This is a genomic window from Dysgonomonas sp. ZJ279 (assembly GCF_011039205.1).
In the GTDB taxonomy this organism is placed as follows: Bacteria; Bacteroidota; Bacteroidia; order Bacteroidales; family Dysgonomonadaceae; genus Dysgonomonas.
The window spans coordinates 1-14,413 of record NZ_JAAKEL010000006.1; the positions used below are offsets into that span (position 1 = coordinate 1).

A 14,413-nucleotide genomic window follows, 5' to 3' on the forward strand; every position below is an offset into this window, starting at 1 on the left:
CAATATCTCATTTTCTATTATATCTTTGCTTAGTACTTTGTACATAAGGAAGTGTTCATGATTAGTTGTTTAGCGATTACTAAACTAACACTTCCTTATTATATTTACAATTTTAAATTAGTCTAGACGACTTCAATAACAAAAAACCAAACTAATCCGAACGTTAATACGCTAGATAATACTATTGAGCAAATTCTTTTGATAATGGTATTAGTTCTAAGAAAGAAAAACAGTCCGGCTGATAAGATTAATGTCGATATTATTGCAATTATACCAATTTGAGTAGAATGAATTTCATCACACATTATAAAAAGGAGAAAAGGAAGGAATCCATATAAAGCAAATAGAATAAGAGTTGGCTCTTCTTTTATTTTTACTAATAATTTTGTCAATGGTTCAATAGAAGGTTTAAATAGAAAGGCAATAACTATAGTAACAGCCAATGGGATTAACGCCCAGAATCCTAATTTCCCATTTGAAACACCTGGTATTGATATCATCATAAAGAATAGACTAACAAGAGGACAAAAGCCAAGTGCAGGCAATGACCATCGAGGAAAGTTTTTTACCCATCCAATACATAACAGCCCTAGCATAAATATCATTGATGCTATCAGAGAAAACCATAACAATGGTAACGGCGCACCGAAACTTGAATTAAAAAACATCCATGTTAATCCGAATAAGCAGAACGGAATTGTAGCTAATAAAGCGGTACGTGTAGAAAATGTTGTTTCCATATTTAGTAATTTTAAAGTGAATATTTCTATTGATTTAATTGTCGAACCAGGGAGTTGATTCATCGCAAATTTTAAAGACTTATCAAAATTCTCTCCTAATTCCATGTAGTCCTCTATAATACAGCAAAGATGGTCGGTAAAATCAGTGTAAATTTGCTTATTTTCTATTTGAATATCTTTGAGGTATCTTTCTACTTTTTTTACCTGATATTCATTTAGTTGTTTCATATAGTAATGGTTTTAGATCGAATAAATGGACTAATACTAAAATAGATTCTCTTACTTCTTCTAGTTTGGACATTGCCTGTTCTAGCCCTGTCTCCGAGAGACGATAATATTTGCGTTCTCTATTACCAATCCGTTCACTTTCTGTAATTAAAAAACCTTCATCTAATAGTTTGTGTAGTGCTGGGTATAATGCTCCTTCGGTAATCAGAATTTTATTTAATGACATTTCTTTTACTTTTTGAGTGATTTGATATCCATACATTCTACCTTCTTCTTTAATCATTTTTATGATTAAAGGCTTAATCGTACCCTTTAGAATTTCTTGTGAAAACATAATGATTTATTTTTTGTAATATATTATACTTCCAAATATACATAATATTTCTATACATAAGTAATATATGCATATAAATTATTAGTATTATATTTTAAATTAATGAATAGACATTGGTCAGTATTACTGAAATTCTCGATATGGCACATAGGGTTTTCATTGGAAAAAGTTTCTAAAACTTCCATAAGCACTCCTAGAACTTTTGATAACTGTATTAATAATTCTTTTTCAATATTCTCTTTTTGTTCGATAGATAACGAATCTTGTTCTGACCTTTTCAAGGTTCTAGCTAAAGAGGACAATCAGATCCCCTTTAAAATTCTATTTTTTTTGAATTTTGACCATGATAAGTTCTTGATTTAGTTTCGAAAGCTGTTGAAGACATATATAAATATTTTTCAATTACTTTTTATCTAATTTAGGCTTAAATATCTTTATATGAGATAAATATCTTGATTAGTACTTTTTATTTAATGCAATATATTATCGTTTTCTTTGTTCATAGGAGAAACTCACAAGCACTTTATAAATAAATTATCTTAAAAAATATTAAAAAAAGCATTTTTTATTATAATTATATAATAACTATTGAAGTCATCTAGACTTTTTGTTATTGTTTATTTTTCTAAGAAAGATTACTATAAAAGCAATGTAATTGAAAGATTTCCAACTGGAAACAGTTTTATCAAATCTATTTAGCAGCGTCCTAAAGGAATCTATCCACGCATTTGTTCTTTCTTTTGCTTATCTTTCATTATAAAGTAGTTCATCTAATAAATCAGTATCATTTACATTCCCATTTCTAGAATTGAAGTCAACATTAGGGAATATTCCATGCTCATTACAAGTATCTCTAAATTCTTTGGAATCAAAACCAGAATCTGCATTTATAAATAATCCATCGAGATTTAGGCCAGCCAGCTTCAATGTTGTAAATAACTCATTCAATGATTCTTTAATGTTATACAAATCATGATGGTTCCCTGCAATTGGAGAAGATATCGCTAATGGGAGCCCCTGTCGGTCTGTAAAATAAAGAGCATTGGTTGTCTTTTTACTTTTACGACTTTGATAAGTGGCTTGTTCTCCTCCACGAAGAGCAGGACTATGGCTAGCATCAATATCGCAACTGGATAAGTCCAAATCTTTCTTGTGAATGGACTATATTTGAACCCAACTTATTTGCCAATCGCCTTTTTTGCACCATTTTCGGAATTGCCAAAAAACTGTCTTATAACTCAAAACCCTATCCGAGAAGAGGCACTTAACGGGAAGCATATGCCATTGGATACCTGTCTTTAGCTTATAAAGAATGCTGTTGACTATTTCGATAAGACAACTCTTTGTCTTAAATCCTCTTTTTGCTACTGATAAATGAGGGATTATTTCATTTTCAATTGTATATTTGTCTAGTACTTTGTACATAGGAAGCGTTGGTTATTTGTTTTTTAGCGATTACAAAATTAACGCTTTCCTCTTTCTTTTTTAATCTTAAAAAAAGTCTAGACGACTTCTAAAATAAAAAAGGTTGTTTCTTTTGAAACAACCTCTTCTTTTCTTTTTTAACCAGAAAATTACTTTCTGATACCTAGTTCTTTGATTATCGCACGGTATCTTTCGATATCGTTTTTGATTAGATAATCAAGTAAACAACGACGTTTACCTACTAGACGTCTCAATGATCTTTCTGTGTTATAATCTTTCTTATTTAACTTCAAATGCTCAGTTAAATGCGAAATACGGAACGAAAACAATGCTATCTGAGCCTCAGGTGAGCCAGTATCAGTGTTAGACTTTCCGTGTTTTGCGAAGATTTCTTGCTTTTTAGCTGAATCTAAATACATAAGTTCTTCTTATTTTAATTTATTTGCGAGGCAAAGATAAGACTTATTTTTTGACAGACAAATCTTTAGCCTATATTAAATCATTTTTCAGAATGGCAGGTCATCTCCGCTATCGCTTGTGAAATCAACCGGAGGCGCAGATGGTGCAGGCTGACCGCTAGCTGCATAAGGTGCAGGTGCTGATCCTGCTGCTCCAGCCGGCTCTACTTTCCATGCTCTTACATCTGTATACCAATTTCCATTATATTCTCTACTTTCAATGTCGAAAGATACATCCAGAATATTACCGATTTGTAACACTGCGTCACTTATTTTATCTCCCCAAACTGTAGCACATACTTTCTTAGGATAGGTTCCATCTGTCTCGAGAATGATGTTTTGCTTTCTCCATTCTCCATTTTTACCCATACCGGTTTGTACAGGCATTACTTGAATTAATTTAGCTGTTAGTTGCATTGCATATTTATTAATTAAGGTCACAGACCTATTTATTATTACGTAGTTATACTACCAAAAAGTTTCTTTATTGTATAAGATAATTATCGATACTTTATATAATTACCCGTTCTTCGAAAAAGAAGCATAAAGGTATAAAAAATAACCCTAATCCTATCCCTCGTGGGGCGGTATATTTTCAGAATGAGTATCCATTTGCAAGTTCTCGGCGGCTGTAAGAAACTGCCTGTAATATGATAACAATAAAGTTGTCAACGGAATAGCAATAATCATACCTACTACTCCAAAAAAAGAGCCCCATATCGACAATGAAAGTAAGATGATTGCCGGATTTAAACCCATCGCCTTACCCATTATCTTTGGTACTAAAAACAGATCGAGAATACACTGAATGGTAATATACACAAGAATAGTGAATCCGATCATAGCCCAAAAAGTGTCGTTCGTTTGAGATGCTCGCAGCCAGCAAAGAAGTATAGCCGGAGGAAAAGTGATTACCTGCAAGTAAGGAACCATATGCACCAGACCGACAAAAATACCAAAAACGATTGCTAACGGCAGTCCTATAATCTGAAAGCCAACAGCATAAAGCACCGCAAGAATAATACAGATGAGCGCCTGATGACGAAAATAGGTATTCATATTTTTTTCGACATCAACCGTTATACGGTTCACCACAGGGCGATATTTAGGTGGCACAAGAAATCTCCAGAATTCGTTAATTTTATCATAATCGAGCATTATAAAAATAAGGTATAATATCACAATAAAAACGACTGTAAATCCCAGCAAAAATGAAATTGTATCCGAAAAGAGCCTCTCTAATGCTGGACTGACATATTGTATTGTCTCGATCATCGTATCTCTGGATAAGCTATTGCGTATTTCCTTAAAATCGACATATCGGTCTATAATATCAGCCATATGTAATGGAATACCATCACTACTGATAGTTGTAAATTCGTAATTACTTATCAGGTTATTGATTTGCCATATCTCTTGTTCTATAAGAGGAACAAGCAAAATTCCCAATAATGTAAATACGCCTGCAACCGACAACAACGTTAGTATAACAGCAAAACTATGAGCAATATGTAGCTTTTTCTTCAAAAAGCGCACAACAGGATTCAACATATAAGCAAAAAGCCATGCTATAAAGAAAGGGAGTAAAACCCCTTTCAACAAATAAAGCAAATAGAGTCCACCACCTATAGCTAAAGCACTAATTATTAAGCGGACAACTCTATCTAAAGTGAATGGCTGATCAAAACGTTGTACCATATGCTTACCTTGAGTATTATTATTTATTATATATCTTTACAAAGATATTTTATTTTTCGGATATTATGTAACTAATTTTCCACTATGAAAAGGAAGACTCTATATTTATCAATCATCTTTATTTTAAGCATTTATATACTGCCTGCCCAAGAAAGACAAGCGGCTGTTCAGCGATTTGTCGAGAATCCCGGTTTAGAACATGCATCGATCGGAATTTGCATCAAAGATTTTTCGGGTAAAGAGATAGCTTCGTTTAATAAAGACCGGGCATATACCCCAGCTTCGATACTTAAAATTGTGACAACTGCCACGGCTCTGGAAACTCTGGGAGCAAACTACAGGTATAAAACTACATTAGCAAAAGATAAAAATCAATCCAACAAGTTACTTATTCATGGATATGGAGATCCGACCCTAGGCACAATGTACCTCGAAAACGATCAAGAAGCATTTATTTCAGAATGGTCAACACAAATAGAATCGGCATTCGGCACAAATCAAGATTTGGATATAGTAGTAATAGATGATTATTTCGGATATGAAGGTATTGCGCAAAAATGGCTACGGGAAGATATTGGGAATTACTATGCTTCGGGAAGTTACGGCATCAGCATATTTGACAATACATACCAATTATACCTAAACACCCTGCGGCAAGACACTTGCCCTCTCATCGTGAGGACGAACCCCAGAATGAATAGTATCAGATTCAGAAATACCTTAAGAATCGACACCGAAGGGGAGAACACCGGCTTTATAGTTGGAGAACCATTCTCCAACGACAGGCTATTAATCGGAAAATTACCTGCCGGAAAAAGTTCCATATCATTAAAAGGCGATATACCTAATCCAGGTCTATTCCTGGGTGAAATAGTTTCGCAGCAGCTAAAGCAAAATAATATAGGAGTCGAAAAGTTTAGTACCACTTTCGAGCAATATCATCAGCAAATGTATTCAAAAGAAAAAACGGTGTATGACGAAGAGATATTTTATATCCATCAATCATTCCCTCTGAAAGATATTATAAGAGATGTAAATGTACGAAGCAATAATCATTATGCAGAGCATCTTATACGTACCATCGGGCGAAGTAACAATAGTGATATATACTCTTCAGCCTTGGACAATGGCATAGAAAAAACGAATGCATTATGGAAAGAACGCGGACTGGATACAGATGCATTATTTATGCATGACGGATGTGGTCTTGCACCATCGAACGCCGTTAGCCCGACATTTATATGTGATGTATTGGTATATATGCAAAACGAAAGTAAGAATGCAGACATATTCCTTAAATCATTCGCCAAAGCAGGAAAAGAAGGAACTGTACGTAATTTATTGAAAGGAACACGACTGGAGGGGAAAGTGTATGTAAAGAGTGGTAGCATAGCCGATGTGCAATGCTTTGCCGGTTATTACATAAATGGAGAAAAGAAGTATGCTTTTACAATAATGGTCAATAAATATAATAGCCCTCGCAAACAAGTTGTGAAGGCTATTGAGAATTTATTATTGGATGTATTTTAATCTATCATTATCTCAATTAGGATATTCATTTGGATTACTCGGTTTTATTTCCAGTAATTTCATAGTAAACCACAAAGTTGTATAGCCCGGTATCTTAGGTGAATTTCCTGCGGATCCATATCCTAAATTATAAGGAATACAAAACTCAACTTCGTCATTTACAGCCATGGCTAGTAACATTGTTGTCCATCCATCTATTACACCTGCAAAGTTACCATTTGCATCATAACCAGTCATGGAAAACGTCCTACCTGCCTGAGCATTAGCATCATCTTCAGTAGTATCAAATATGTATTTTGTGCCATCTAGTGTATAATACCAACCAGTATATCGGCAAATAACAGTATCCGTCATATGAGGGGTTCCCTCCGGTGTTATTCTCGTTTCTTGAGACTTAATTGTATTTGATGTTTTCCAATATATATCACCGTTACCACTATATGAGGCACGCGCTCTATATTCGCCACTCTTGACAACATCACTAAATAGCTTTTCATTGTATGCTTTCCATTCCATGAGAGCCGTATCGTCATCGTCTTCAGCACATGAAGAGAAAACTATTACAGCACATACAAGAAAAGCAAACAGTGCATATATTTTTTTATTCATTCTATTTATATTAAAATATCAACCTATTGTTTTTAGTAAATTCTTCATACTCACTTTCTCAGATATAATATCGGATAACTTATCGATATCAACTCGCTCCTGAGTCATTGTGTCACGATAACGGATTGTTACTGTATTATCTTCTAACGACTGATGATCGACTGTCACACAGAACGGAGTACCAATGGCATCCTGACGGCGGTAACGCTTACCGATACTATCTTTCTCATCATACTGGCATTTGAAATCGAATTTCAGAGCATCAATTATTTCACGAGCTTTCTCCGGCAAACCATCTTTTTTCACTAATGGAAGTACACCTAATTTTATCGGAGCTAATGCCGGCGGCAACTTCAACACTACTCGACTCTCGCCACCTTCCAGTTCTTCTTCGCAATACGAAGCCGAAAGAGTTGACAAAAACATACGATCGACGCCGATTGATGTTTCAATAACGTAAGGAGTATACGATTTATTGAGTTCAGGGTCGAAATATTGTAATTTTTTACCTGAAAATTCTTCATGGCTCTTCAAATCGAAATCAGTACGGGAATGGATACCTTCTACTTCTTTAAACCCGAATGGCATTTCGTATTCTATATCCGTAGCAGCATTTGCATAATGAGCAAGCTTGTCGTGATCGTGGAAACGATATTTATTATCACCGTATCCAAGGGCTTTGTGCCACTTGATACGAATATCTTTCCATTTAGCGAACCATTCCAATTCTTCACCGGGACGAACAAAAAATTGCATTTCCATTTGCTCGAATTCACGCATACGGAAGATGAACTGACGGGCTACGATCTCGTTACGGAATGCCTTACCAATCTGAGCAATACCAAAAGGAATCTTCATACGACCTGTTTTTTGCACATTCAGGAAGTTCACAAAGATACCCTGTGCTGTTTCGGGACGAAGATATACCTTCATTGCACCATCGGCAGTAGAGCCCATTTCAGTAGCAAACATCAGGTTGAACTGACGAACTTCTGTCCAGTTACGTGTACCACTAACAGGGCATACAATCTCACAGTCGAGTATAATCTGACGCAGATCTTCGAGGTTACTATCGTTCAATGCTTTTGCAAAACGGGTATGAATCTCGTCGCGCTTCGCTTGATTCTCCAAGATTCTTGGATTAGTCTCGCGATACATAGCTTCGTCGAAAGTCTCACCAAAACGTTTTGCTGCTTTTTCTACCTCTTTGTTTATTTTGTCGTCAATCTTAGCCAGATGATCTTCGATAAGGACATCGGCACGATAACGTTTTTTACTATCTTTATTATCAATCAACGGATCGTTGAAAGCATCAACGTGTCCTGAGGCCTTCCAAATAGTCGGGTGCATAAATATTGCAGAATCGATACCCACCACATTGTCGTGAAGAAGCACCATACTATCCCACCAATACTTTTTAATATTGTTTTTTAATTCAACTCCCATCTGACCGTAATCGTACACAGCACTTAGTCCATCATAGATTTCGCTAGATTGAAATACAAAACCATACTCTTTACTGTGTGAAATTATTTTCTTAAAAACATCCTCCGACATATTTTTGAATCTTTTTTTTCGTTACTTCTATATGTTTAGCAATAAGTTGCACAAAGTAACTATTTTTTTTTGACATAAAAGTTGTCATAGTTTAACGAATTATGCCAATTTTACACTCTATTGTAAAAAAGCTATCTTAGCTGTTTCAAAAAACGGTGTTCATAATGCGCTATTTGTTCATATTCATCTATACTATGATAACGCTCTCCGCTTTGGCTCAAACCCCAAGCAGAGAGGCAAAAAGTCATATAGAAGGTAGCGTGTATGATGCAAAAACGAGAGAATCTATCCCCCAAGCGAGCATCCGTTTGCTAGAGCAAAGCGACAGTACTTATATACAAGGTACCGTTACAGACATTGACGGAAATTTTAAATTATTAACTTCTCAAGGAAAATATATAATCGAAATATCTTTCATCGGATATACAAAATTCCATCAAAATATTGAACTCAATTCTAAACAGCCCGGCTACAATCTCGAGAAAGTGTATCTGAAAGAAGATGCGTTCATGCTTGGCGAAGCCGTGGTAGAGGCAAAGTCTCCCGATATTGTTGTAAAAGGCGATACCATAGAATATAATGCAGCAGCATATACCAGCGAAGAAAATGCAATGCTGTCGGATATGATAAAAAATATTCCCGGTATAGAACTCGACGCCAATGGAAACATAACTGCCAATGGAAAACCGGTACAAAAAATATTGGTAGACGGAAAAGAGTTTTTTGGCAACGATATTGCTTTGGCCTTGGCTAACCTGCCTGCCAACATGATAAAGAAACTTCAACTATTCAAAGAAGAATCTGAAACAGCCAAAGTAACCGGATTCAGAGATAAAGATCCCGAACAAGTCCTCAACCTTATTGTGAAGGAGGAACTTAAGCAAAGCATATTCGGTGATGTAAGAGTCGGTTATGGCAGTGGCGACAAATATGCCAACAGGGCTATTGTTAACTACATGCGTGATAAAAATCAGGCATCATTTGTAGGTAATATAAACAATGTAAACAACAATGACAATCTCGTATCGAGTGATGGAGTGGAACGAAATAAAAATGCAGGGTTCAACTTATACACACAAGCATCGAAGAAATTCAAGATAGGGGGTAATATACGCTACTCGAACAATGAAAACATGCTAGAGACCAAAACCGAAACTCAAACATTTCTATCATCAGGTGACCGTACATCGAGGCAAGATTCTAAAAACGAGAATCAACGGGAAAACTTCAATGGAGGTATGAATCTCAGTTGGGAACCCGATTCATTAACCACCATTTTCGCCCGGTCTTATATCAATTTCAACAATTCCAACATCAACCAGACATCAACCAGCATATCGCATGTGGCACAAATGGACACAACATCGGGCTACAACATTAATGACTCCAAAGGCAATGGTTATAATATTAACAACGTTTTTACGATCGGTCGTAAACTGAACAGCAAAGGCAGAACTATCAGCCTGACATTAAATCACACGTTGCGAAAAGATGATAGCAAGGGAATGAATTATTCCCTAACGAGTTATAGCGGAGAGATCCCCGATAACATTATAGACCAAAAGCTTACGACCAAAAGCACAACAAACGGCTATGCCTTTTCACTTTCTTATGTGGAGCCGATAAACAAAGATCATTCATTGCAGTTCGCTTATAATTATAATAATAATCATTCGGACAGGGATCGGGATGCTCGTAAAAAAGATGAGGAGGGCAATTACACTATCATCGACAAACCATTCAGTCGAAATACAGTTAATGATTATATAAACCAAAATATAAGCCTGAACTTTCAGGGGACAAAAGAGAAATATAATTATACCCTCGGTATCAGCATTGATCCTTCTTATTCGAAGAGCAATATAAGCCTCGGCGATTCAATCATCGAGGATATAACACAAAATGTAGTAAACTATTCTCCCACTCTACACTTTTCGTACAGACCCAATACTACAACCAATCTCGATTTCGACTATTCGGGATATAGCAGGCAGCCGGCAATAAACCAAATATCGGCAGACACTACAGTCGTAAATGCATTGAGTAAATACTACGGTAATCCGAATCTGAAACCTAGCTACGACAATAATTTCAATTTTAATTATCAGAAGTCCGATTATGAGACTAACCGCTTTATGATGATTTCAGGTAGCTTCCGTTATACATTCAACAATATTGTCGATTATACCCTTATCGATGCACAGGGGAACAGTCTGAACACGTACCGCAATATAAATGGCAATATTGGGTCTAATCTGGGATTTATGTACAATACGCCTTTACGTAATAAAAAATTCACGATAAACACTAATACCTTTGTCAATTACTATAAGAATAAAGGTTTCACCAATGGCGAAAAAGCAATAACCAACAATATTGTTCTTAGTGAGCAACTTATGGTCAGATTTAAATCGACTAAGTTTGAAACCAGCTTGCAAGGCAATATAAACCATAGTATCACAAAGAACAATTTGACTAATGCGCAAAACAGAGTAACAACAAATTATGTATTCAGCAATATAACGTTGGTGAAGTTGCCCTACGATTTTTCTATTCAAAGCAATCTCGACTACTCTTATTTTGCAGGTTACGGGGATGATTTCCAAACAAGCGAAATGCTATGGAATGCATCGATAGCCAAACTATTTCTTAAACAGAAAAAAGGCTCATTAAAATTACAATTATTCGATATACTTAATGATAGAAACAATGTATCCCGATACGTTAGCGGAAACTACCTGTCGGACACAAGGACTAACACACTGAATCAGTTCGTTATGCTAAGTTTCTCTTACCGATTCAATATATTCAAAGGAAAAAGCGATAATGTGGATAATGATTACTATTTTTGAAAATAAATATTTTTAATATTAGTATTCATTTTAAAGCCACAAGACCATGAGAACACACTTCGTAACATATTGCCTATTGGCAATAGTAGCATTATCGACAACCGCATGTCCTCAAAAACCGGAAGAAAAGAAAGAAGCACCCAAAACAATCATTATAGCTTATGTAGGAGGTTTCAGAGGAGAAACCGATGTAGACAAAGTATCGGCAAATAAAATCACTCACATCAACTATGCATTCGTAAATGTAGTGGACGGGAAAGCAGTTCTTACTAACGAGGCAACAGATACGATTAATTTCAGAAAGCTAAATTTGCTAAAAGAGAAAAATCCCGATCTCAAAATACTTATTTCTCTCGGAGGCTGGGGATGGAGTAAAAATTTCTCTGATGCCGTGTTAACAGCGGAAGGCCGCGAGGCTTTTTCTCAATCGGCTCTGGATATTATGACTACTTATAAGCTCGATGGTATAGATATCGATTGGGAATATCCTGCAATACCGGGAGACGACGGTAATATCTACCGTCCGGAAGACAAGCAAACATACACCCTTATGTTCGCATCTCTAAGAGCAAAACTGGATTCTGTAACTAAAATCACAAACGAACCTTATTTGTTAACGACTGCAACCGGAGGCTTCAGCAAGTTTCTTGAAAACACAGAGATGGGCAAAGCACAGGAATACCTTGATTATGTAAATATTATGACTTACGATGCTCAATCGAGTGAAACAGCAATCCATCACACAAACCTTTATGCCTCGGACAGCTATGAACCTAAGCGCAGTGCCGATTTGATTGTGCAAGAATATATTAAAGCGGGAGTACCTGCAAACAAACTGGTTATGGGCATCGCTTTCTACGGTCGTACTTTCAAACTGAAAGACGATGCTACTAAAGGCTTAGGCGATAAGGTTGAGAAACAAGTATCGGGAAAAGGATTTACATATATAAAAGATAGTCTCGAAAATAGAAATGGGTATGCAAAATCGTGGGATAGTATCGCCCATGCTCCTTATCTGTTTAATAGCGGTGAAAAACTATTTGTAACCTACGATGACGAGCAATCGGTCAAAGCTAAATGCGAATATGTTTTGCAAAATGGCATGGCAGGCGTTATGTTCTGGGAATATAGCTCCGATCCGAAGGAATATCTTCTGGATGCAATAAATGAAGCATTAAAATAAAACATTAAAACTAAAGTAAGGTTGTCATTTAACAAGCAAATGACAACCTTATTGTTTTTTACGCTTTTTATTTTTACCTTGCGCGAACAATTTGAAACCTAAAAATCCAATAAACTAACACCATGTCTAATAACACCGAAAAAATTAAGTTCTACAGTGGAGAAAATATTCCACTCGAGTTACACAAAGTCCGCATTGTACAAAAACTTCATTTAGTTCCCATCGAACGAAGACTGGAAGCTCTCCACGAAGGAGGATTCAATACATTTAGGCTCGACACCAAAGATGTATTCCTGGATATGCTTACAGACAGCGGAACAAATGCCATGAGCGACAAACAACTCGGGGCAATGATGAGCGCCGACGATGCCTATGCAGGATCTCAAAGCTTTGTACGTTATCAAAAAGCGGTAGAAGATGTACTTGGCAAAAAACATTTATTACCCGTTCATCAGGGACGTGCCGCCGAGAATATTATTTCGCACGCGTTTATCCGCAAAGGGAATATTGTTCCGATGAACTACCATTTTACCACAGCAATGGCTCATATTACTCAATATGGCGGTAAAATAGAAGAGTTGCTATATGACGAAGCTTATGTAATAAGCAGCAAACACCCATTCAAGGGAAATATGAATCTGGAAAAATTAGAGGAGTGTATCAAAAAACATGGTGCATCTAATATACCATATATCCGAATAGAAGCATCGACCAACCTAATTGGCGGTCAACCGTTTTCTATCGAAAATCTGCGCGGCGTAAGAGAGATAGCTACTAAACACAAAATACGTCTTGTATTAGATGCGAGCCTACTTGGCGAAAATGCATGGCTGGTAAAACAACGTGAAGAAGAATTCAAGAATAGCTCGATGGCCGAAATCATTCTTTGCATGACAGATCTGGCTGACCTTGTTTACTTCTCGGCACGTAAGCTAAGCTCTTCGCGTGGAGGTGGTATCTGCACGAATGATTACGCCATCTTTAAAGAACTAGAACCTTTAGTACCTCTATTTGAAGGATTTCTCACTTATGGGGGCATGTCGGTTCGTGAGATAGAAGCTATTGCGGTAGGCTTATATGAGACACTTGACGAGACAATGATCTGCCAAAGTCCGCAATTCATAGAATACCTCGTAAAAGCATTAGAAAGTAAAGGCGTACCGGTCGTTACTCCTGCCGGTGTATTAGGCTGTCACGTAGATGCAATGAGAATATGTGCCCATATACCTCAAACACAATATCCTGCGGGAGCACTGGCTGCTGCATTCTTTCTTATATCGGGCGTGAGAGGTATGGAACGCGGTTCCGTTTCCAATCAGCGCGACGAATATGGAAATGAAACTTATGCTGATATGGAATTGTTACGACTAGCTATTCCTCGCCGTGTATTTACACTGTCGCAAATTAAATATGTAGAAGACCGTATGACTTGGCTGTACGAAAATCGTGAGTTGATAGGCGGACTTAAATTTGTCTACGAACCACCTGTTCTCCGTTTCTTTATGGGTGGTCTTGAACCAATCAGCGATTGGCCTGAAAAATTAATTGCGAAATTTAAAGAAGACTTTGGAGATAGCTTATAATAATTTTTAACCATCTCCGTTTCACTTATTGCAGTTCTGTATGTACTTTTGGTTTTAACTAAAGTGCAAATAGATATAGAGCAAGCCACTTTACTATAATGTGGCTTGTTTTTCATTTACAGAAACGGATAAAACATTACTTTCGATTTTATCTATAGTAAAGATAGACAGTTAGATAAGCAAGTAAAAAGTTACAGTCAAAAGAAGGATAAAAGT

At 36.4% G+C, this 14,413-nt stretch carries 11 protein-coding genes and 1 pseudogene; 4 read left to right on the forward strand and 8 right to left on the reverse strand.

Annotated features, from left to right (window positions below):
- Nucleotides 1-122: 122 nt before the first annotated feature.
- The 6 genes and pseudogenes from G7Y57_RS09095 to G7Y57_RS09120 all read right to left on the reverse strand — a co-directional run bounded on the left by G7Y57_RS09095 (nucleotide 123) and on the right by G7Y57_RS09120 (nucleotide 4,883).
- Nucleotides 123-968 (reverse strand): hypothetical protein, encoded by an 846-nt coding sequence (locus tag G7Y57_RS09095; RefSeq protein WP_165022680.1) that lies wholly within the window; start codon nucleotides 966-968, stop codon nucleotides 123-125.
- Entirely contained in the window at nucleotides 952-1,302 is a 351-nt protein-coding gene (locus G7Y57_RS09100; RefSeq protein ID WP_165022683.1) for a PadR family transcriptional regulator, read from the reverse strand. Before G7Y57_RS09100 ends, G7Y57_RS09095 begins: the two co-directional genes overlap by 17 nt.
- A 594-nt stretch (nucleotides 1,303-1,896) precedes the next feature.
- Nucleotides 1,897-2,727: pseudogene (locus tag G7Y57_RS09105) on the reverse strand (transposase).
- Nucleotides 2,728-2,876: 149 nt separating this feature from the next.
- Entirely contained in the window at nucleotides 2,877-3,146 is a 270-nt protein-coding gene (rpsO, locus tag G7Y57_RS09110; RefSeq protein WP_165022686.1) for a 30S ribosomal protein S15, read from the reverse strand.
- 87 nt (nucleotides 3,147-3,233) lie between these two features.
- The gene (locus G7Y57_RS09115) at nucleotides 3,234-3,626 is read right to left on the reverse strand and encodes a DUF3127 domain-containing protein (RefSeq protein ID WP_255491387.1); all 393 of its coding nucleotides are present in this window, start codon (nucleotides 3,624-3,626) and stop codon (nucleotides 3,234-3,236) included.
- 129 nt (nucleotides 3,627-3,755) lie between these two features.
- Nucleotides 3,756-4,883, reverse strand: coding sequence for an AI-2E family transporter (locus G7Y57_RS09120; RefSeq protein ID WP_165022689.1), 1,128 nt, complete (start codon nucleotides 4,881-4,883; stop codon nucleotides 3,756-3,758).
- Nucleotides 4,884-4,967: 84 nt separating this feature from the next.
- On the opposite strand from G7Y57_RS09120, the gene dacB reads away from it, so the two are divergent.
- A complete protein-coding gene (gene dacB, locus G7Y57_RS09125) occupies nucleotides 4,968-6,413 on the forward strand; it encodes a D-alanyl-D-alanine carboxypeptidase/D-alanyl-D-alanine-endopeptidase (protein ID WP_165022692.1) in 1,446 nt (481 codons plus the stop codon).
- Between the two features lie 12 nt (nucleotides 6,414-6,425).
- Here the strand turns inward: dacB and G7Y57_RS09130 are convergent, their stop codons facing one another.
- Both G7Y57_RS09130 and G7Y57_RS09135 read right to left on the reverse strand, forming a co-directional pair.
- Complete coding sequence (locus G7Y57_RS09130; RefSeq protein WP_165022695.1) at nucleotides 6,426-7,022, reverse strand: FKBP-type peptidyl-prolyl cis-trans isomerase; 597 nt, start codon at nucleotides 7,020-7,022, stop codon at nucleotides 6,426-6,428.
- Between the two features lie 18 nt (nucleotides 7,023-7,040).
- Nucleotides 7,041-8,579: a glycine--tRNA ligase gene (locus tag G7Y57_RS09135; RefSeq protein ID WP_165022698.1), complete on the reverse strand. Its 1,539-nt coding sequence runs from the start codon at nucleotides 8,577-8,579 to the stop codon at nucleotides 7,041-7,043.
- 194 nt (nucleotides 8,580-8,773) lie between these two features.
- Between G7Y57_RS09135 and G7Y57_RS09140 the strand changes: the two genes are divergently transcribed.
- The 3 genes from G7Y57_RS09140 (at nucleotide 8,774) to G7Y57_RS09150 (ending at nucleotide 14,197) form a co-directional block, all read left to right on the forward strand.
- Nucleotides 8,774-11,431, forward strand: coding sequence for a TonB-dependent receptor (locus tag G7Y57_RS09140; protein ID WP_255491389.1), 2,658 nt, complete (start codon nucleotides 8,774-8,776; stop codon nucleotides 11,429-11,431).
- A gap of 46 nt (nucleotides 11,432-11,477) precedes the next feature.
- Nucleotides 11,478-12,614 carry a glycoside hydrolase family 18 protein gene (locus G7Y57_RS09145; RefSeq protein WP_165022704.1) on the forward strand — a complete coding sequence of 379 codons (1,137 nt, stop codon included), beginning with the start codon at nucleotides 11,478-11,480 and terminating at the stop codon, nucleotides 12,612-12,614.
- Between the two features lie 122 nt (nucleotides 12,615-12,736).
- A complete protein-coding gene (locus G7Y57_RS09150) occupies nucleotides 12,737-14,197 on the forward strand; it encodes a tryptophanase (protein WP_165022707.1) in 1,461 nt (486 codons plus the stop codon).
- Nucleotides 14,198-14,413: the final 216 nt, after the last annotated feature.